Annotated in this window: 13 protein-coding genes; 6 read left to right on the top strand and 7 right to left on the bottom strand. The window is 70.6% G+C overall.

The features are described from left to right. Positions 1-24: 24 nt before the first annotated feature. The 4 genes from nagA to ABOD76_RS21200 are packed head-to-tail and all read right to left on the bottom strand — an operon-like array spanning position 25 to position 5,211. Positions 25-1,179: an N-acetylglucosamine-6-phosphate deacetylase gene (nagA, locus tag ABOD76_RS21215; RefSeq protein WP_350245354.1), complete on the bottom strand. Its 1,155-nt coding sequence runs from the start codon at positions 1,177-1,179 to the stop codon at positions 25-27. After that, entirely contained in the window at positions 1,176-3,641 is a 2,466-nt protein-coding gene (locus tag ABOD76_RS21210; RefSeq protein ID WP_350245353.1) for an alpha-mannosidase, read from the bottom strand. The genes nagA and ABOD76_RS21210 overlap by 4 nt, the downstream gene beginning before the upstream one ends. Beyond that, positions 3,638-4,225 (bottom strand): D-sedoheptulose-7-phosphate isomerase, encoded by a 588-nt coding sequence (locus ABOD76_RS21205; protein WP_350245352.1) that lies wholly within the window; start codon positions 4,223-4,225, stop codon positions 3,638-3,640. Before ABOD76_RS21205 ends, ABOD76_RS21210 begins: the two co-directional genes overlap by 4 nt. Further along, a complete protein-coding gene (locus tag ABOD76_RS21200) occupies positions 4,222-5,211 on the bottom strand; it encodes an ROK family protein (protein WP_350245351.1) in 990 nt (329 codons plus the stop codon). Before ABOD76_RS21200 ends, ABOD76_RS21205 begins: the two co-directional genes overlap by 4 nt. Positions 5,212-5,426: 215 nt before the next feature. Here ABOD76_RS21200 and ABOD76_RS21195 point away from each other — a divergent pair, with 215 nt between their 5' ends. Further along, positions 5,427-6,341, top strand: a complete 915-nt coding sequence (locus ABOD76_RS21195; protein WP_350245350.1) for a carbohydrate ABC transporter permease — start codon at positions 5,427-5,429, stop codon at positions 6,339-6,341. After that, positions 6,338-7,243, top strand: coding sequence for a carbohydrate ABC transporter permease (locus ABOD76_RS21190; protein WP_350245349.1), 906 nt, complete (start codon positions 6,338-6,340; stop codon positions 7,241-7,243). Before ABOD76_RS21195 ends, ABOD76_RS21190 begins: the two co-directional genes overlap by 4 nt. Here ABOD76_RS21190 and ABOD76_RS21185 read toward each other — a convergent pair. The 3 genes from ABOD76_RS21185 to ABOD76_RS21175 all read right to left on the bottom strand — a co-directional run bounded on the left by ABOD76_RS21185 (position 7,198) and on the right by ABOD76_RS21175 (position 12,893). Beyond that, the gene (locus tag ABOD76_RS21185; RefSeq protein WP_350245348.1) at positions 7,198-8,463 is read right to left on the bottom strand and encodes an ROK family transcriptional regulator; all 1,266 of its coding nucleotides are present in this window, start codon (positions 8,461-8,463) and stop codon (positions 7,198-7,200) included. The genes ABOD76_RS21190 and ABOD76_RS21185 overlap by 46 nt on opposite strands. Before the next feature lie 64 nt (positions 8,464-8,527). Then, positions 8,528-10,399, bottom strand: coding sequence for a glycoside hydrolase family 2 protein (locus tag ABOD76_RS21180; RefSeq protein WP_350245347.1), 1,872 nt, complete (start codon positions 10,397-10,399; stop codon positions 8,528-8,530). Continuing rightward, positions 10,392-12,893: an alpha-mannosidase gene (locus ABOD76_RS21175; RefSeq protein WP_350245346.1), complete on the bottom strand. Its 2,502-nt coding sequence runs from the start codon at positions 12,891-12,893 to the stop codon at positions 10,392-10,394. Before ABOD76_RS21175 ends, ABOD76_RS21180 begins: the two co-directional genes overlap by 8 nt. Before the next feature lie 79 nt (positions 12,894-12,972). On the opposite strand from ABOD76_RS21175, the gene ABOD76_RS21170 reads away from it, so the two are divergent. From ABOD76_RS21170 to ABOD76_RS21155, 4 genes are read left to right on the top strand one after another with little or no spacing between them, the layout of a single operon-like run. Beyond that, positions 12,973-14,793 carry a hypothetical protein gene (locus ABOD76_RS21170; RefSeq protein ID WP_350245345.1) on the top strand — a complete coding sequence of 607 codons (1,821 nt, stop codon included), beginning with the start codon at positions 12,973-12,975 and terminating at the stop codon, positions 14,791-14,793. Further along, positions 14,790-17,654: an alpha-mannosidase gene (locus ABOD76_RS21165; protein WP_350245344.1), complete on the top strand. Its 2,865-nt coding sequence runs from the start codon at positions 14,790-14,792 to the stop codon at positions 17,652-17,654. Before ABOD76_RS21170 ends, ABOD76_RS21165 begins: the two co-directional genes overlap by 4 nt. Further along, the gene (locus tag ABOD76_RS21160) at positions 17,651-18,301 is read left to right on the top strand and encodes an aspartate/glutamate racemase family protein (protein ID WP_350245343.1); all 651 of its coding nucleotides are present in this window, start codon (positions 17,651-17,653) and stop codon (positions 18,299-18,301) included. The genes ABOD76_RS21165 and ABOD76_RS21160 overlap by 4 nt, the downstream gene beginning before the upstream one ends. Beyond that, the gene (locus ABOD76_RS21155) at positions 18,298-19,206 is read left to right on the top strand and encodes a class II fructose-bisphosphate aldolase (RefSeq protein WP_350245342.1); all 909 of its coding nucleotides are present in this window, start codon (positions 18,298-18,300) and stop codon (positions 19,204-19,206) included. Before ABOD76_RS21160 ends, ABOD76_RS21155 begins: the two co-directional genes overlap by 4 nt. The last annotated feature ends 42 nt before the right edge of the window (positions 19,207-19,248 follow it).

Below are 19,248 nucleotides of genomic sequence, written 5' to 3'. Positions count from 1 at the left end.
TTGAGCGAACGATCATGTTCTGGATCAGGAGGCTTCCGACCGGCTGTACACGGTTCGGCCGCCAATCATGGTCCACTGCACCTGAAATGCCGGATCGAGCAGCACCAGATCGGCGTCGGCCCCCACCGCAATGCGCCCCTTGTGCGGCAGGTCCAGCAGGGTGGCCGGCGTGGTGGCCGCCATGCGGACGGCGTCCATCAGCGGCACGCCCAGCTCGACGGTGTTGCGCAGGGCCTCGTTCATGGTGACGGTGCTGGACGCCAGCGTGCCGTCCGAGAGGCGCGCCACCCCGTCCTGAACCGTCACCCGGTGACCTCCGAAGGTGTACTGGCCATCCCCCAGCCCCATCGCCTGCAGCGCGTCGGTGATCAGCACCACGCCGTCCGGTCCCTTGATGCGGTGCATCAGCCGCACGATGGCCGGGTGCAGGTGCACGTGGTCCACGATCGCCTGCAGGCTGACCTGCGGCTGCTCGAAGGCCGCCACGATCAGGCCCGGATCGCGGTGATGGATCGGGCGCATGCCGTTGAAACAGTGCGTCAGATGCGACGCGCCCGCCTCGAAGGCCGCCAGCGCCTGCTCGTAGGTCGCGTCCGAGTGCGCCACGGCCACGATCACGCCCCGCTCCACCAGGAACCGGGTCAGCTCCAGTCCCCCCGGCAGTTCCGGGGCCAGCGTGACCATCCGGAGCAGCGGGCCGGCGTGGTCCAGCACCTGCCGCATCTCGCTCAGGTCCGGGTGGCGCAGGAAGCGCTCGTTCTGCATGCCCTTGCGCCGGACGTTCAGGTACGGTCCCTCGGCGTGGATGCCGGCGATCACGGCGCCCGGCTCGTGGCCCTGCACCTCGCGCACCCGGTCCACCATGCCCAGCAGGTCCGGCATCGTGGAGCTGACCGAGGTGGCCAGGAACGCGGTGCAGCCGCTCTCCGCGCAGGCGCGCGACACCACCTCGATGCTCGTGGCCGTGCCGTCCATCATGTCGTGGCCGTGCGCACCGTGGATGTGCACGTCCAGCATGCCGGGAATCAGCAGCTGACCCGCGCCGTCCAGCTGTTCACCGCCCGGCGGCGCACCCTCCCGGATGGCCGCGATCCGGCCGTCCACGACCTGCACCGCGCCCTGCTTGATCAGGCCCGCCTCGGCAGCGATCCGGACGTTCGTGATCCACAGGCTGCTCACAGCGGCGTGTCCTGGGTCACGGGGCTGTCCCACCGCTCCAGTTCGGTGAGGTTTACGGTCCTGGCCGGGCCTCCATCATCCGGGACGTAGACGGTGCTGAGCTCGTACGGGCCGAGCGGCAGGCGCAGTTCCCGCTTCAGGAACGGCAGCGTCAGTCGCGCCTCCACCTTCAAACCGTGCGTCTCCTGCAGCCGCAGCACGTAACCCTGGCCGTCCTCGGCGCGTTTGACCACCGTCACCATCACGCTGTCCGGTTCGGCCGTCATCCACGAGTCGGCCGGTTGCAGCGGCCCCTGGTGGTAGGTTTCCGGCAGCATTACCGGCCGCTCGGTCAGCGTGGCGGTCAGCCGGGGTAGCCCCGCCTCGCGCCAGGTGCCGGTGTGTGGAACGATCCAGTACGTGAACTGCTGCTCCCCCTGATCCAGGTAGCGGTAGTCGCCGCCCTCCACCGGCACGTACGGGTCGTGGTGGGCGATGATCGGGGAGCGCAGCACCGTCAGGCCCAGCGTGGCGTCCAGCGTGTGGTGGCTGGCCTTCGCGTCGCTGATGATGCTCAGCCCCCGAATGTGGCCGGACGGGCGGTACACCCCGCTCAGGTCGATCCAGCGCTGGGCCGGCTGCTCGTGGCCGTCGGTGGCCCGGCTGGACACGCCGTAGGGGGCCTCACAGGTCGCCTGCGGGAAGTGCAGGTGCGCCGGAAACTGCAGTTTCAGCAGCCGGTGGCGCTCGTGCCAGTCCACCCGGACCCGCACCTCCACGTACGGCTGGTCGGCGTAGAGGGTGTAGGTCTGGGTCAGCGTGCTGGCCCCAAAGCGGCTGACGCTGCGTACGCTGCTGCGCACCGGCCCGCGCTCCAGCACCTCCAGGCGGGCGTCCGAGAAGCGCCCGACCTCGTCCAGGTACTGGAAGACGCCGTGGCTCCAGGTGTCGCTGTCGTCGCGCATCACGGTGCCGGCGGCGGCCGGGGCGCTGAACACCTCGGCCTCCCCGTGTTTGTCCAGCAGCCGTGCAATAGCGCCGGTCTGCGGGTCCAGTTCCAGCCGGAAGGCAGCGCTTTCCAGATGCGTCTCGCTCGCCTCCACCTCCCGCAGGGGGGCCGCCGCCTGCGGCTCAATGGTGTAGGTGCGGTGCCCGAAGGCGGGCAGATCCGCCACCCACATCAGCCGTTTGCGCCAGCCGGTCACGGTGGCCTCAGAGCGGACCCGCTGCACCGCCACCTCCTGGCCCTGCTCGTCGGTGAGCCGGAAGTCGGCGGGAACGCCGCCCGTTTCATGCTCCAGGGCCACCCGCACCGGCCACGGATGCGGGTTGAACGCCACGTACGGCCGGGTGCCGGGCCGCTCCGGCACCGAGACGCGCCAGCTGAGGCGCTGCACGGCCGCGTTGGTGATGTGCTGCGCGGTCGCCAGCGCCTCGCCGTACTCGTTGCGGGCGTCCACGTAGGCGCTCTCGATGGAGGTGCCGGCCAGGATGTCGTGGAACTGGTTGAACAGCACGCGCTTCCAGGCGCGTTCCAGCTCGGCCGCCGGATACGGCAGCTGCGCCACCGCCGAGGCGAGCGCGGCGAATTTCTCGGCCCGCACCAGCGCCAGCTCCGCCGCGCGGTTCCAGGCCTTCACGCCCGAGTGCGCCGCGTAGCAGCCGACCGCGTGGTGCTGCAGTTCATCGGCCCACACCGGCAGGTCCGGGCGCTCTACTGCGTCGAAGTAGCGGCTGGGGTCGCTCAGGCGCAGCTCCGGCAGGTCCGGCTCCGCGTTCATTCGCCGGATCGAGGTCAGGTTCTCGTTGGTGGGGCCGCCGCCGTGGTTGCCGACGCCGTAGAAGCACATCAGCTCCTGCAGCGACCCGTTCACTTCCGTGGTGCACTTGCGCACGTGGGCTTCCAGGTCCTTGCCCCAGGTGCAGTACTCGTAGGGAATGCGGAACGTCAGCACCCGCGAGCCGTCCGGCCCCTGCCACCAGAACAGCCGGCTGGGCAGCGCCTGCTCGTGCGGGCCGGGGCGCATGAAGGTGTAGCGCGTGAGGCCGCTTCGGAGCAGGATCTGCGGCAGGGTCCCCGCGTGGCCGAACGAATCCGGGTTGTAGCCGGTGTCGGCCACCCGCCCGAAGCGCGACTGGAAAAAGCGCTGGCCGTACAGCCCCTGCCGCACGAAGCCCTCGCCGCCCGGCAGGTTGCAGTCCGGCTGCACCCACCAGCCGCCCACCAGCGCCCAGCGCCCCGCCCGCACCTGGGCACGGATCTCCTCGAACATTTCCGGCTCGTTGGCCTCGATCCACGCGAGGTGGGCGGCCGACGAACAGGTGAACACGAAGTCCGGATGCTCTGCCAGCCGGTCCAGCGCCGAGCGGTAGGTGGCCTTGATCTCCTGAAAGCCCTCCTGCCAGTTCCAGAGCCACACCGGGTCGATGTGGGCGTTGCCGATCATATGAAACACCGGCCGGGCCGGATCTGTCGCAGTCATACCGTGGGGTCCTCAACAAAAGCGTCGTCAATCGTTTCGCACAGCACGTGGATCATCAGGATGTGCAGCTCCTGGATGTGAGCCGTGCGGGTGCTGGGGGCCCGCAGCGCGATGTCGGCGTGTGCCGCCGCCTCTCCGCCGCCCTCACCGGTGAAGGCGATGGTGACGCCGCCGCGCTCACGCGCGACCTGCAGCGCCCGCACCACGTTGCGGCTGTTGCCGCTGGTGGTGATGCCCACCAGCACGTCGCCCGGCTGCACCAGCGCCTGCGCCTGCCGCGCGAACACCTCCTCGAAGGCGTAGTCGTTGCCGATACACGTGAGCGCGCTGGAGTCGGTGGTCAGGGCGATGGCCGGGAGTGGCCGGCGTTCGCGGCGGTAGCGGCCGGTCAGCTCCGCCGCGAAGTGCTGGGCGTCGGCGGCGCTGCCCCCGTTGCCGCAGGTCAGCAGCTTGCCGCCACCCGTCAGCGCCTGCACGCAGGCCAGGGCCGCCGCGCTCACCTGTGGTGCCAGCTCCGGCAGCCGGTTCAGGGCCTCCTGGTGCCGCGCGATGTACTGCTGCAGATGCGTCTCGGCGGCGGTCATACCGGCAGCCCCTGGCGTTCGCGCAGGGCCACGGCCGCCGCGCCCAGAATGCCCACGTCGGCGGCCAGCTCCGCGCGGCACAGCTCCACGCCGGACCACAGTGCCGGCATCGCCCGGGCCGCGACCCGCTCGCGCAGCGGGACAAACAGCAGGTCACCGAAGTTGGTGATGCCGCCACCGATCACGATCCGCTCCGGGTCGAAGGCGTTCACGGTGCTGGCCACGCCGGCCGCCAGCAGGTCCAGCGTCTCGTCCCACAGCTGCACGGCCACCTCGTCCTGGGCCTGCAGCGCCTGCAGCACCGTCTGGGCCGTGATGGCCTCCAGGTCCGGGACGCTGCGGGCCAGCAGCGACGCCGGGTGCTGGGCGGCCAGCTCACGGGCGCGCCGGGCGATGTTGGTGCCGGACGCGTAGGCTTCCAGGCAGCCGCGCCCGCCGCAGTTGCAGGCCCGGCCGTCCACGCGCACCTGCAGGTGCCCCAGCTCGCCGGCATTGCCGCGCTTGCCCCGGTACAGCTCACCGTTCAGGATCAGGCCGCTGCCGATGCCGGTGGAGATGGTGAGGTAGACCATGTGCCGGGTCCCGCGGCCGGCCCCGAAGTGAAACTCGGCCAGCGCGGCGGCGTTCGCGTCGTTGTCCAGCGAGACCGGCAGGTCCAGCGCCTGCTGCAGCCGCGCCACCAGCGGGAACTCCAGCCAGCCGGGCAGGTTCGGCGGGTTCAGGATCAGGCCCCGGACCGTGTCGAGCGGGCCGCCGCAGCCCACGCCGACCCGCTGCACCGGCACGCTGCTGCGACGCAGCAGGGTCCGGCACAGGTCCAGCAGACGGTCGAGCACCCGGTCTGGGCCTTCGGCGGCGTGGGTGGGGGTGCGGGCGGAATCCAGCAGCACGCCGGCGCCCGACACGATGCCGGCGGCCAGTTTGGTGCCACCGATGTCGATGGCCAGGACATGACTGGACGATGCCTCCAGCGGAAGCGTGGGCATGAAGAGCTCCTCTCCGGGCAAGGGGGAATGGTGGATGATCTTAAAAAAAGCATATACCAAACCGGCGCATTTTTTTATATATTTAAGCAACTCGCCCATCACATCCCCCCAGCGACTGTTCGCCGGGTGCGCCCAGGAGGTTGTATGCCGTACCCTGTTCTGTCCGCCGATGTGCCCAGCCGCCCGGCCTCCGGATGCTGCCCCGGCAGGTTTGTATGCCCCGGATGACGCTGGCCCGCCGCCGGGAGGCGGTCACCGGCTACCTGTTCATCGCGCCGTGGCTGGTGGGCTTTCTGGTGTTCATCGCCGGCCCGATGCTGTGGTCGCTGTACGCCAGCCTCACCAACTACGACGTCACCTCCCGGATGCGCTGGGTGGGCCTGGACAACTACCGCCGTCTGCTCTTCGACGACGAGCTGTTCTGGACCTCGCTGTACAACACCGGCTTTTATGTGCTGTTCGCGGTGCCGCTGAGCGTCATCACTGGGGTGCTGATCGCGGTGCTGCTCAACCAGCAGATTCCCGGCCAGCGCATCTTCCGCACCATCTTCTTTCTGCCAAAAGTGCTGACCGGCGTGGCGGTGCTGCTGCTGTGGCTGTGGGTCTTCAACCCCGACTTCGGGCCGATCAACGTGTTCCTGCGGGCCATCGGGGTGTCCAATCCGCCGCTGTGGTTCTCTGACCCCACCTGGGCCAAGCCGGCACTGGTGATCATGAGCATGTGGGGCGCGGCCGGCGGCTACATCATCTATCTGGCCGGGCTGCAGGGCATTCCGCGCCACCTCTACGAGGCGGCCATGCTGGACGGCGCGTCGCCGGTCAAGCAGTTCTGGAACGTCACGGTGCCGATGATGTCGCCGACCATCTTCTTCAAGCTGGTGACCGGCATCTCGGCGGCCTTCCAGTTCTGGGAAACGTCGCTGATCGTGTCGGAGGGCGGCAAGGGCGGGCCGTCGTACTCGACCCTCTTCTACGGCCTGTACATGTGGCAGAAGGCCTTCGGCGAATACCAGATGGGCTACGCCAGCGCCATGGCCTGGATCCTGCTGATCATCACACTGTTCCTGACCATGCTGCAGTTCCTGATCTCGCGGCGCTGGGTGTACTACGAAGGAGAGGCCCGTTCATGACCGTTCAGCACAACCCGCCCGTGACCGAGGCCCCCACCACCGCCCGCGAGCGCCGGCCGTTCAGTCGGCAGGCCGGCGCCACGCTGTTCTGGAAGGTGATCGCGTTCCTGATCCTGTGCGCCATCAGCGTGGCGGTGCTGTTCCCGGGCCTGTGGATGCTCTCCACCGCGCTCAAGGCCGACACGCAGGTGTACGCCAACCCGCCGGTCTGGATTCCCAACCCGCTGCGCTTCGATAACTTCGCCAAGGCGTGGTCGCTGGCGCCCTTCACCCGCTACGCCATCAACACCGCGCTGTACACGCTGGCGGTGGTGATCGGCACCGTGCTGTCGTCGTCGCTGGCCGCCTACGGCTTTGCCAAGTTGCGCTTTCCCGGCCGCAACCTGCTGTTCACGCTGCTGCTCTCCACCATGATGATTCCCGGCATGGTGACGCTGATCCCGCAGTACATCCTGTTCTCCAAGCTGCACTGGGTCGGCACATACCTGCCGCTGGTGGTGCCGAGCTTCTTCGCCGGCGCCTTCTTCACCTTCCTACTGCGGCAGTTCTTCATGGGCATTCCCAACGAGTACTCGGAGGCGGCGCGGGTGGACGGCGCCAGCGACTGGTGGATCTGGAGCCGGGTGATCATGCCGCTGTCGCGTCCGGCCCTCGCCACCGTCGCGATCTTCACCTTCGAGGGCGCCTGGGACAGTTACGTCGGCCCGCTGCTGTACCTGAACGACGAGCGGCTCTACACCCTGCAGGTGGGGCTGCAGTTCTTCCGCACCGCCACCGTGGTGCAGTGGCAGTACCTGATGGCCGCCGCCCTGATGGTGATGCTGCCGGTGATCATCCTGTTCTTTACCTTCCAGCGTTACTTCGTGGAAGGCGCGGCGGTGAGCGGCGGCGTGAAGGGCTGAGCCGCACCCCCGCCGAGCACCGCGCGGCTGGCGCTCAGGGCCTGATGCGGGTCGCCCAGAATGTGATCGATGGCAATCGCCACCGCGCCCAGCGCGGTGGCGTCTTCACCCAGCACGCTCTGCACGATGCGGATGTCCTTGGAGAGGTAGCCGAAGGACCGGCCCTTGACCTTCTCGGCCAGCGTGGCGGTCAGGTCCGGCCAGCTGCGCACCAGCACGCCGCCCAGCACGATCAGCGCCGGGTCGTAGTGGTTGACCGCGTTGACCAGCGCCGCCGACAGGTAGGTGTGGACCCGCTCCTGAATGCTGCGGGCCACCGGGTCGCCGGCGTGGGCCAAGGTGTGCAGCTCGGCGGGTGAGCCCACCGTCAGGCCCAGCCGGCGCGCCTCCTGCAGGATGGCCGGCACGCTGACCAGCGTTTCCAGGCAGCCGCGGTTGCCGCACTCGCACAGCGGGCCGTCCACGTGAATGGTGGTGTGCCCGATCTCTCCGGCCAGCTCGTGGGCGCCGCGGTACACCCGGTCGCCCACGATCAGGCCAGCCCCCACCCCGGAGCGCAGCGAGATGTACAGCAGCGTATCCTCGTGGCGGCCCGCACCGTACCAGCGTTCCCCGAAGGCGGCCGCCTTGGCGTCGTCGTCCAGCCAGCACGGCACGCCGAAACGCTCGCGCAGCCACGCCGTCAGCGCCACATTGCGCCAGCCCCCGAAGTTGGGCGGCCCCAGCACCACCCCCTCGGCGCTGTTCACCGGCCCCGGCACCCCCACCCCGATGCCCAGCAGCGGCCGGTCCTGATCCACGATGTCGGAGATCACCCCGGCCAGTTGCGTCAGGCCCTGCTCGACCGAGGCGGTCGGCTGGAACGGGCGATCCAGCCGCGCCAGCGTCTGCCCGCCGAAGTTCGAGCGAATCACCTGGATGCGCGAGCGGGACAGCTCCACCCCGATCACCTGTCCGCGTTCCGGGTTGAGGGTCAGCAGGGTGGGCCGCCGGCCGATCTGCCGCTCGCTGGACGGCGTCTCGACCAGCAGGTCATAGGCGCTGAGCTCGTCCACCATGTGGGTGATGGTGGCGGCCGTCAGGCCGGTGGCCTCGGCCAGCCCGCTGCGCGAGATCGGTTGCAGCTTCTGAAGCGCCTCCAGCACCACGCTGAGGTTGTCAGCCCGCACCTCGGGCAGGTTCCGGCCCTGCCGGATCCTTCTGGGTTTGCCCTGATTCATCGCGCTCCCTCGGTCCAGGCGGGCCTGATGAAATGATGGTGCCTGCCGCGTGGCGGCGTCAAGCTCACGCTTTTTCGCCGGGCAGCAGGGTGGACCTGCCGCGCAGCCAGCGCTTGGCGTACCACAGCGGATTGGCCGGGTCATGCGCCTCGCCGCGCACCGCGCTGGACAGCCGCGCCGCGTCGCCCTTCAGCACCCGGTCCATGGTGGCCAGGCCGTTCATCTCCTGGTAGGTGTCGGTCAGCTGGGTGTAGCAGTAGCCGTGGATGCCCTTGTTCAGAATCGCCTGGTTGGCGGCGAGCAGCAGCGCCTCGGCGCGCGCCATGAACTGCTCGGGGTCGCGCAGGATGGCGTAGCCCCAGCCCGCGTCGCCTTCCGGCACCAGCGACGTGCCCCCGAACTCGCTGAGGATCACCGGCCGGTCGCCAGGCGTGAAGCCGTTCAGCCCCTGTTCGCGGCCGCCCGGCCACAGCCGCCACAGGTTCTCCTCCACCGCCGCGCGACTTCCGTAGCGCGCCAGCAGCTCGGCCGGGTCCTGCACGTAGTCGTGCACGGTAAAGAGGTCGGTGACCACCTGCTCCCAGCCGTCGCTGCCGCTCACCGGCCGGGTCGGGTCCAGGGTGCGGGTCAGGGCGTACAGCGCCCGCTGCGCCTGCTGCTGCTCCGGGCGCTGCGGAATGTCCGGCAGCCCCCAGCTCTCGTTGAACGGCACCCAGGCCACCACGCTCGGATGCGAGCGGTACAGCTGCAGCACCTCCAGCCACGTGCGGGTCAGCCGGTCGATGCTGGTGGGGGTGAAGGCGTAGGCGCCCGGCAGGTCCACCCACACCGCCAGGCCGATCCGGTCGCACCAGTACAGGAAGCGCGGGTCCTCGATCTTCTGGTGCAGCCGCACGCCGTTGAACCCCAGCCGGCGGGCCAGCTCCACGTCCGCCCGGAAGCGCTCATCGTCGCCGGTCATGCCGGTGTCGGCCCAGTAGCCCTGGTGCAGGGCCAGCCGCAGCGGGTGCGGAATCCCGTTCAGCAGGAAGCGGCGGCCGCGCGTTTCCAGCGAGCGCAGCGCTGCGTAGCCGTCGGCCCGGTCGGTGACCACGCCGTCCACGCTCAGCGTGACGCGCACGTCCAGCAGCTTCGGATGGTCCGGCATCCACAGCAGGTCGTTGCGGGCGTCGTCCACGCCCGGGTCCGGCAGGCGCAGCGGGACGGTGATCCGCTGCCCGGTGACCAGCACGTCCGTGTCGGCCAGCGGACGCCCGTGGTCCAGCAGTTCCAGGCGCAGCCGGGTGCCGGGCCGGGGCGGTTCGGCCAGGGCCACCGAGGCGGTCAGCTCGAAGCGCGGGAGGTCCGGCGTCCAGCTGAGCTGGGCAATGTGCTGGCGCGGCACCTTTTCCAGCCACACCGTGCGCCACACCCCACTGGTGGGCGGATACCAGATGGCGTGCGGCTCGGCGCGCCAGTCCTGCTTGCCGCGCGGCATGGCCATGTCGGTGTGGTCGTCCACGCTGCGCACCATCAGCTCGAAGGGGCCGGCGCGGGCCGCGCGGCTGACGTCGATGCTGAAGGGCGTATACCCGCCCTCGTGCCGGCCGGCGAAGGCGCCATTGACGTACACCTCCGCCGACCAGTCCACCGCGCCGAAGTGCACCAGCAGCCGCTCCTGCGGGCCGGGGCGCTCGTGCGCGTCCGGATGGACGGTGGTGCGGTACCACAGGGTGGTGCCGTCCAGCGCGAGGTCCAGGCCGCTGGCGGCCGTCTGGGGGGCGTACGGCACCCGGATCCGCTGCCGGAACTCTACGGCGTCCGGATCGTCCTGCTCGTCCACCGCGAAGTCCCACCAGCCGTCCAGTGAGCGCCAGGGGCGGCGCAGCTGCGGCCGGGGGTGGCTGGCCGGTTCGGTGAGGGTGGCTGTGCCGCCCTGGGGCACCGTCTCAGTCATGCGGCTCCTCCAGGAAGTTGGTCTGCTGCACCTGACCGCCGGTCCCCACATGCAGCGTCAGCACCTGCTGCGGGCGCAGGCTGACCGGAATGGCCTGGCCGGACAGGTGCACGGTGCCCTGGGCCGGCTGCCCGCCCCACTCGTGCAGCCGCACGATCAGGCCGTCCCCCTCTTCCGCCCGCTTGACGGCGCTGACCGCCACCGTCGGCAGCCCCTCCAGGTGCAGGGTGCTGCGGGTGGCCGGCCAGCTGCCGGGATGCACGTACTCGCGGGTGAACACGGCCGGCTGGTTCAGCTGCTCGGCCAGCGCCGGAATGCGCGCCGCCTGCCAGCTGCCCTGGTGCGGCACCAACATCCAGCGGGTGTGCTGCCGGCCCAGGTCCAGGTACCGGTACGTCCGGGCCGGGTCCAGGGTGGCCGGATCGTGGTGCCCGTACACCGGGCTGCGCGCCAGGGTCAGGCGCAGCTCACCGCCCAGCACGCTGGCCGACGATTTGCTGTCGTTCAGCAGCGCCAGCCCTGCCGGGTGCGCCACCCCCCGCCGGTCCCGGGCCACGCCGCTCACGTCCAGCCACGACTGGACCGGCTCCTCCTCGCCGTCGGCCGGACGCGTGACCGAGCCGTACGGCGCTTCATAGGTGGCGACCACGTCGCTCAGCGCTGCCGGGAACACCAGCTGGACCGCGTGGTGCGGCTCCTGCCAGTCGAGCGTGAGCTGTCCGTGGATCTCGGGCGAGTCGGCGTAGAGGGTGAAGGTCTGCGCGGCCGTGGAGCGGCCGTAGCGGGTGGTGGCCCGCACCGTCGCGCGCACCGGGCCGCACTCCACCACCTCCAGCCGGGCATCCCCGAACACGCCGACCAGCTGGCGGAACGCGCGGGCGCCGTGGCCCCAGGTGTCGCTGTCGTCGCGCACCACCTGCAGCTGGGCACCAGTCCCGATCAGCAGGTCCAGGCCCCGTGACCGGTCGATCAGGCCGCGCAGGCCCCCGGTGTCCGGTTCGAACAGCAGGGTCCAGTGCGGGTTTTCCAGCCGCTCCGGCGTGGCCGACAGCGCCGGTTCCGCTTCGGGTGACGGCTCGTCCAGCACCCGGTACATCCGGTAACCGAACGGCGGCAGCTGGGCCCGGAACACGAAGCGCGGCCGGCCGTTGCCGTTCACGCTCTCGGGCTGGAGCCGCTGATGCGGCACCGTCTGCCCCGCCTCGTCGGTCAGCCGCAGGTTGGAGGTGTGCCAGTCGTTCAGTTCCAGCTCCACCGCTTCGTCGCGCGCGTCGCCGGACGGGTTGAACACCAGCAGCGGCACCCCGTCGCCGTAGTCGCTGACCCAGCCGTCCGGCCCCCAGCTCAGACTGCGGATCACCTCGGTGGCGTCCTGGCCGTCCCGGCGAGTCTCCACCCGGTCCGCCACCGCCTGCACCGCTGCGAAACTGACCCGCCCGGCGATGCTCAGCACTTCGTTCAGCTGCTGCTCGGCCTCGCGCACCGCGCTCTCGATGCTGCTGCCGGCCAGGATGTCGTGGAACTGGTTGAACAGCAGCACCTCCCAGGCGTGGGTCAGCTGCGCGTGCGGGTACGGGAAGCCCGCGTCGGCCGCCATGATCGCCAGCTTCTCGGCGCGCATCAGGGCGTGTTCGCCGTGCCGGTTCAGCCGCTTGATGCTGCTCACGGCGGCGTAGCAGCCGCGCGCGTGATGCTGCAGCTCACCGGCATACACCGGGGCCGGCGCGTCCCGCACCGCCTCCAGAAAGCCGCTCAGCGAGTCCAGCTGCAGGGTGGGCCAGTCCGGATGCTGCTGCAGCGCCCGCAGGTCCGCCATGGCCCGCCGGGTGGGGCCGCCGCCGTGGTTGCCCACCCCGAACAGGCCCAGCCAGTGGGTCAGCGCGTCCGGGCGCCACGCCAGGTTGCGCTCCAGGCTGGTGTGCACCTGGGTGGGGCTGCTGTTGTAGCACTCCACCCGCACGCTCCGCAGCCGGGTGCCGTCCACCCCCTCCCACTGGAACAGGTTGGACGGCAGCTCAATTTCGCCCGCGCCGGGCCGCATGAACACGAAGGCCTCCAACCCCGACTGCTCCAGCAGCTGCGGCAGCGTGCCGGGATGGCCGAACGAGTCCGGCAGAAAGCCGACCCGCGCGGTCCGGCCCAGCAGCCGCCGGAAGGTGCGCTGGCCCAGCAGCGCCTGGCGGGCCAGCGCCTCGCCGTGGGCCAGATTCACGTCCGGTTCCACCCACCAGCCGCCGACCGGCTCCCACTGGCCGCGTTCCACGGCGGCCCGCACCTCGGCGAGCAGGGCCGGGTGCTGCTCCATCCAGGCGTACTGGGCGGCGCTGGAATGCACGAACACCATGTCCGGGTTTTCCTGCAGCCGGTCCAGGGCGCTGCGAAAGGTGGCCTTGACGGTCTCGTGGCCCTCGCGCCAGTCCCAGAGCCAGACCGGATCGATGTGGGCGTGGCCGATGAGGTGGAAGGTGAGATCTTTGCTGCGCGTGCTGGTCATGCCGCCTCCAGGGTCCGGGTTATTTAAAATATTTAAGCAATAGGGTAAGGTGTGGTGCAAGTCAACACAAGGGGTCGCCATGAGCATGATTTCGGACGCATCACCGGTGCGCGTTGAGCACCACGCCCTGGGGCTGGAGGTCTCCAGCAGCGCGTATGTGCTGCAGCTGGACAGTGGACGGCCGTTCGCGCGGCTGTGCACGGCCGGCGGTCAGGTCTACGCAGAACTGTTTCTGGCGCCGGGGGTGAACACCACCCACGGCCTGGACCGCACCGCGCGGCTGCACCCGCCGGAGGTCACACAGGAGGCGGGCAGCGTCACGCTGCGCTTCCAGCTGGAGGGCGGGCTGTGGCAGAGCAAATCGCTGGTGCTGCGCTGCGACGCCTCCGGCATTGACAGCCACGTGGAGGTGACGGGCCAGGGCACCCTGACCGACGTCACGCTGTTCGGCGGCCAGTACAGCGGGCACCTGCGCTGGGGCAGCGGGTACTTCTCCAGCGGCGCCAGTTTCACCCGGATGTTCAACCCGGAACCGTACAGCCGCGAACACCGCACGGTGCCGGCAGCCCAGTCCAGCGCCATCGATGTGATGGGCACCAGCCTGCCGGGCAAGGGCCACTGGTTCTTCACGCCGGCGCCGTTGATGTACGCCTTCCGGCGCGATGCTGGCCCGGCCGCGGCGGCGCTGGGAGCGGACCAGGGCGGCGCGCCCCTGCCGGACAGCGCCGCCGAACCGCTCTCCGCCGTCGACGGCCTGTGGCTCAGCGCCGGCATCGTGGCGCCGGTGGACGCCCTGAACTTCAGCGGCTTTCACTACGACGCGCAGGAGGACGCCTTCTCGTTCCGGCTGGCCTACGAAGGTCAGACGCAGGTGGACGGCACCTTTCAGACGCCCACGCTGCGCCTTGCCTTCGCCGAGGATCCGTACCGGGCCATCGAGCAGCACAGCGCCCGGCACGCCGAACTCGGCTACACCCGGCTGGACCGCGGCACCCCGGCCGACTGGTGGGCCACGCCGATCCAGTGCGGCTGGGGGGCGCAGTGCGCCGTGTCGCGCCTGCAGGGCGGGCGCGCGCCGGACCACTGCACCCAGGCAAACTACGACGCCTTTCTGGAGGCCCTGACGGCCCACGAGCTGCACCCGGGCATCCTGGTGCTGGACGACAAGTGGAGCCTGCACTACGGCACCTGCGAGGTGGACCGGGAGCGCTGGCCAGACCTGGAAGGCTGGATTGAGCGGGCGCATCAGCGCGGTCAGCACGTGCTGCTGTGGTGGAAGGCCTGGGACGCGGAGGGACTGCCCCCGGAGGCGTGCGTGCTGAACGACCTGGGCGAGCCGGTCACCACCGACCCGACCAGCCCGGCCTACGAGGCGGCGCTGCGCTTGGCCGTGCGCCGGATGCTGCTGGAATACGGCGCCGACGGCGTGAAGGTGGACTTCAGCGCCCGCACGCCCAGCGGCCCGGGCCTGAAGCGGCACGGGACGGCCTGGGGCATTCACCTGCTGCACCGCCTGCTGTGGATCCTGCACGACGAAGCCAAGCGCTGCAAGCCGGACGCGCTGATCATGACGCACACGCCGAACCCGGTGTTTGCCGACGTGACCGACATGATCCGGCTGAACGACGTGAACACCAGCGCGGACGTGATCGAGCAGATGACCCACCGGGCGCGGGTGGCGCGGGCCGCCCTGCCGCACCACCTGATCGACACCGACAACTGGCCGATGCCGAGCCTGGACGCCTGGCGCGCCTACACCCGGCTGCAGCCGGAGCTGGGCATTCCCAGCCTGTATTACGTGACGCACGTGGACGGCGACGGGCAGGCCCTCACCCCCGACGACTACCGGCTGGTGCGCGAGACCTGGGCGCGGCACGCGGCCGGGCAGGAGCAGCCATGACCAGCGAACCTGCGGCGCGCCGCCTGACGGTGCACATGTACCACCACACCCACTGGGACCGTGAGTGGTGGGGCACCCGCGAGCGCTTCCGGTTCCGGCTGGTGCACACGGTGGACGCCGTGATGGACGCGCTGGCCGCCAACCCGGAGCTGGCGTGTTTCGTGCTGGACGGGCAGACCATCGTGCTGAAGGACTACCTGCAGGTGCGCTCCTCCCGGCGCGACGAGCTGACCGACCTGATCCGCGCGGGCCGGCTGCAGGTGGGGCCGTGGCACATCCTGCCGGACGAGTTTCTGGTGAGCGGCGAGGCCACCATCCGCAACCTGTGGCTGGGCGAGCGCACTGCCACCGAGCTGGGCGTGCCGCTCAGCCGGGTCGGGTACCTGCCGGACCAGTTCGGGCACATCGCGCAGATGCCGCAGCTGCTGCAGGGCTTCGACATCGGCAGCGCGGTGGTGTGGCGCGGCTTCGGCGGGCCGCCGGTGGGCGGCGAGGCGGGCACGGCGGAGGTGGGCCGCAACTCGTACCTGTACCCGCGCGCCCGCGACCCGCGCTTTCCGGCCGAGATGCAGACCGAGTTCTGGTGGGAGGCGCCGGACGGCACCCGGGTGCTGGGTGTGTTCCTGCCGCTGGAGTACTACCGCAGCCATTACAAGGTGGTGCCCGAGGATCCGGCCCTGACCGAGGACCAGACCATCGGACGGGCCCGCCGGACCAGCCGCTATCTGGCGAACTACGCGGCCACTGACGTGCTGCTGGAACCGATGGGCGGCGATCACCTGCCGGTGGACGCGCGCCTGCCGGAGCTGCTCGCGGGGCTCAACGAGCAGCTGCAGGACGACGGCGTCACGTACCGGATCAGCTCGCTGGAAGCGTTCGTGCAGGACGTGCAGCGGCAGCAGGAGCGGGTGCAGGTGGTGTGGCCGGGTGAGGGCCGCGCCTTCGGGCGCAAGGCCCACCTGCTGCCGGGGGTGCTGAGCGCCCGGCTGTACCTCAAGCAGCGCAACACCCGGGCCCAGACCGCGCTGGAGCGCTACGCCGAGCCGCTGCAGGCCATTCACTGGCTGCTGGGCGAGCGCTACGAGCACGACTACCTGTGGACCGCCTGGGAGCGGCTGATCGAGAACCACCCGCACGACAGCATCTGCGGCTGCTCCACCGATCAGGTGCACCGCGAGATGATCACCCGCTTCGACGAGGCGCAGCAGATGGCGGACCTGCTGGCCGAGGATGCCCAGCACTCGTTCACCAGCCGGATTGACCGCCGCTTTGCCGAGGGTGGCCAGCTGGTCACGGTGTTCAACCCGCTGAACTGGACCCGCAGCGACGAAACGCGGCTGCAGATGAACAGCTTCCTGGAGGTCACGCCGGAGGGCTGGGCGCTGACGGACCACACCGGAGAGGAGCTGCCCTTCCAGGTGGGCACGGTGTACAGCGAGCTGGACAAGGCCGAGCCGTTCCCGTGGCTGGGCGCTCAGGCCACCCGGCCGCACGACGCCAACGAGTTCACCGAGCTGCGCTTCGTGGCGCGCGACGTGCCGGGGCTGGGGTACCGTTCGTACGTGCTGCGGCGCCGGGCGGTGCCCCGGGCGGACCGGGCGCTGCCGTACCAGGTGCTGGGTCCGGTGGCGCTCGACAAGGGCGAGGTGGCGGTCAGTGACCTGGCCGTGGGGCCCGGCACGCTGGAGAACAGTTTCCTGCGGGTCACGGTGAACAGCGAGACCGGCGGCGTGGACCTGCTCGACAAGCAGACCGGATACCGCTATGAGGGTCTGAACACCTTCGACGACGGCGGCGACAACGGCGACACCTACAACTACGCGTGGCCGCTGGGCGATCAGGTGTTCCACAGCGACCGCGTTCAGCCGCGGCTCCGCTGGGTGGAGGTGGGGCCGGCCCGCGCCACGCTGCGCGTCACCTGGAACTGGACCCTCCCGGACGGCCTGACCGAGGACCGGCAGAGCCGCAGCCCGCAGCACGTGCCGTTCACGCTGCACACCGACCTGACCCTGCACGCGGGCGGTCGGCGCCTGGATGTCCGCACCCACTTCGACAACACCGCCCGCGACCACCGGCTGCGCGCCCGCTTCCCGCTCGGCGCGGCGGTGCAGGTCTCGAGCGCCGAGACGCCCTTCGGGGTGGTGGACCGGCCGGTGGGGCTGCCCGACGACCAGCGCGGCAGCAGCGAGCCGGCGGTCCACGAGCACCCGCAGATGGCCTTTGTCAGTGTCACCGACGGCCAGCGCGGGCTGAGCATCCTCAACGTCGGCCTGCCGGAATTCAGCGTCAGCGAGGACGGCACCGTCTGCCTGACGGTGCTGCGGGCGGTCGGCTGGCTATCGCGCGAGGACTTCCTGACGCGCGTCGGGGGCGCCGGTCCCACCACCGCCACGCCGGAAGCCCAGATGCTCGGGCCGGTGGTGGCCGAGTACAGCGTGCTGCCGCACGCCGGCTCGTGGGCCGAGGCGGAGGTGTGGCGGGCCGCGCACGAGCGCCTGGCCCCGCTGCAGGCCACGCCGCACACCAGCCAGGTGGTGCCGCTGCGCAACCGGCACCGTGATGAGGCAGGCGACCTGGAGCCGGTGGGACAGTTCGTGCAGGTGGAGGGCCGGGTGCTGGTCACGGCCATCAAGCGGGCCGAGGAGGGCGAAGCGCTGATCGTGCGCTTCGTCAACCAGACGCCCGAGCCGCAGCCGGTCACGGTCGGCCTGCCGTTTGCGCTGTGGGCCGCCGAACGGGTCAACCTGCGGGAACGGCCGCTGGAGGCGCTGCCGGTGGAGAACGACCGCGTGTCCCTGACCGCCCGACCCTGGGAAATCGTTACGCTCGCGCTGCAGGTGCAGCGGAAAGGACAGCCATGAGCACACTCGCGCTGCTGCATACCACCCCGGTCACGGTGGCCACCATGTCGGCCCTGGCGGGCCAGCTGGCCCCCGACGTCCGGGTGGTGAACCTGCTGGACGACAGCCTGCTGCCGGACGTGATGCGGGCCGGACACCTGACGCCGGAGGTCACCGCCCGGCTGAAAACCTACGCCGAGTCGGCGGTCCGTGCCGGCGCCGACGCGGTGCTGTGCTGCTGCTCGTCGGTCGGGGAGGCGGTGGAGGCGCTGGGCCCGGAGCTGCCGGTGCCGTTCCTGCGGATTGACGGGCCGATGGCGGCCGAGGCAGTGCAGCGCGGGGAGCGGATCGGCGTGATCGCCACGGTGGCCAGCACGCTGGAGCCGACCGCGCGGCTGGTGGAGCGGGCCGCCGAGCAGGCCGGGCGCCCGGTGCAGGTGGAGCGGGTGCTGGTGGAGGGCGCCTACACCGCCCTGATCGGCGGGCAGCCGGAGCAGCACGACCGGCTGGTCACGGCGGCGCTCAATGACCTTGCGGGCCGGGTGGACGTGGTGCTGCTGGCCCAGGCGAGCATGGCCCGGCTGGTGCCGTCGCTGCAGCCGGGCGGCGCTCCGGTGCTGAGCAGCCCCCAGAGTGGACTGAGCCGGGCCCTGGAGGTGCTGCAATGAAACTGCCCGGAAGTCTGACCCTCACTGAACTGCTGCCGCCGGCCCAGCAGGGCGGCTACGCGGTGGCGGCCTTCAGCGCCCGCTACCGCGCCTGTGTGCGGCCGGTGCTGAAGGCGGCGGTGGACCTGAACAGCCCGGTGATCCTGGAGATCAGCCAGCGGGAACTCGGCTGGTTTCAGCTGACCCCGCGCGACTTCCGCGACGCGGTGGAGCAGGCAATGCGCGAGCTGCACGCCACCGTGCCGCTGGCCCTGCACCTGGACCACAGCTGGGACACGGGCGTGATTCACGGCGCCATCGAGGCGGGGTTCAGCAGCGTGATGATCGACGCGAGCGCCCAGCCCTTCGAGGAGAACGTGAAGCAGACCCGGCAGGTGGTGGAGTACGCCCACGCCCGCGGCGTGAGCGTGGAAGCGGAACTCGGCCGCCTCACCACCACCGACCAGCTGGAAACCGAAGGGGACGAGGCACTCTACACGGTGCCGGAGGAGGCGCAGCAGTTCGTGGAGCGCACCGGCTGCGACGTGCTGGCCGTCTCGATCGGGACCGCACACGGCGTGTATATGGTGCGCGACCCCAAGATCGACTTCGACCGCCTGGCGGCCATCCGGCGGCTGTTGCCCGACACGCTGCTGGTGCTGCACGGCGGCAGCGGCCTGCCGGCCGCGACGGTCCACCGGGCCATCGAGCTGCCGGGCGGCGGCATCAGCAAGATGAACGTCGCCACCGACCTGGAGAACGCGCTGCTGGCAGCCATGGGCGGCCTGAAGCGCATGACCAGCGCCGAGCTGGACGCCCAGGACCCGGCCCTGCTGGCCCGGGGGCTGAGCGCGGTCGAAGCCGAGGCGCGCGACAAGATTCAGAATTTCGTCCGCTCGGCCGGTCGGGCGGAGCGGGTCCACTGAGCGGGAAGGTGCGAATGCCGGATGCTGAGTCCCCCCGCCGTT

It is taken from the genome of Deinococcus sonorensis KR-87 (assembly GCF_040256395.1).
Classification (GTDB): domain Bacteria; phylum Deinococcota; class Deinococci; order Deinococcales; family Deinococcaceae; genus Deinococcus; species Deinococcus sonorensis.
Note: the sequence above shows the minus strand (reverse complement) of the source record. Positions and strands in the feature narration are given on the sequence as shown.